General features: G+C 49.1%; 1 protein-coding gene. It reads left to right on the top strand.

Going from position 1 to position 1,109, the window contains the following annotated elements:
- A partial coding sequence (gene mobF, locus F0228_RS25615) for a MobF family relaxase (protein ID WP_171763059.1) occupies positions 1-1,109 on the top strand: 1,109 nt, incomplete at both ends.

Here is a 1,109-nt window from a genome sequence, read left to right as displayed (position 1 = left end):
CGAGAAAAACACAAATCTGGCTTCGACCTGACCTTTTCTGCGCCCAAATCCCTCAGCGTTCTTGCACTTATTGGCGGAGATAACCGCCTCATTGAAGCGCACAATAACGCCGTGAAGTTCGCCTTAACAGAGCTTGAGAAAGACGTAGCACAAGTCAAAGTCACCCATGAGAAAGGCGTTCAAGAATACGAAAATACGGATTCGATGCTATTTGCAGTCGTACGCCATAAGACCAGCCGTGAAAATGACATGCAAGTGCATTCGCACGCGCTAGCCGCTAACATGACGCGCGATAAAGAAGGAGATTTACGCGCTTTATCAACCAGCCTAAAACAAAAAGGGGGCGTGATTAACGGGACTGGCGAGCGCATTTACAACTTCCAAAAATACTACGGTATCTTGTACCAGAGCCAATTAGCTAAAGAGGCAGAAACACTCGGTTATTCCACGCGAGGCGTCGGCAACGGTCAGTTCGAAATCAGCGGTGTCCCTCAGCCTATTCTTGATGCGTCATCCACTCGCAAACAGCAAATTGACCAACGCACACTCGATTTAGGCTTTGACTCTCGCGCGGCGAAAGACGTAGCAAACCTCGATACTCGTAAAAGCAAAACCTACCAGAGCTGTGACAGCCTCAACAAACAGTGGCAAAGCACCGTAAAAGAGCAAGGGTATGAGCCCACCCAGCTTGTCACCATGGCGCAACAAGTGAAAGAAGCGCAAAACACCCCACCACTTGGTGAAACCAAAGCCGCCATCAGCAGAGCCATTGACCATCTAGGGCAATACAGCACCGCGTTACACCTAGAAAAAATCATTGAACTCACCGCCTCAGAGTTCACCAAAGGCGGCGTACAACTCAACGCTATTGATATCAAAAAAGTCGCGGATGAAATGATTAAACAGGGCGACTTGATAGGACTCAGTCAAAAAGGGCAATACACCACCAAAGGCTTAATTGATAACGAACAAGCGCTTATCGACAGCACCCAAGGTCGGGCGCATCACATGCGCACCCACGTTGAATCCAGCACGCTCAACAAGCTTGCTATCCCTGAAAACCAGCAGCGTATCTTGACTGACCTGTACCACTCCACCAAACAGTTCCA

Origin of the sequence: Vibrio sp. 99K-1 (genome assembly GCF_013114585.1) — a bacterium.
Lineage (GTDB): Bacteria > Pseudomonadota > Gammaproteobacteria > Enterobacterales > Vibrionaceae > Vibrio > Vibrio chagasii_B.
The sequence above is the reverse complement of the archived record's forward strand: the minus strand, read 5'-3'. Positions and strand labels throughout refer to the sequence as shown.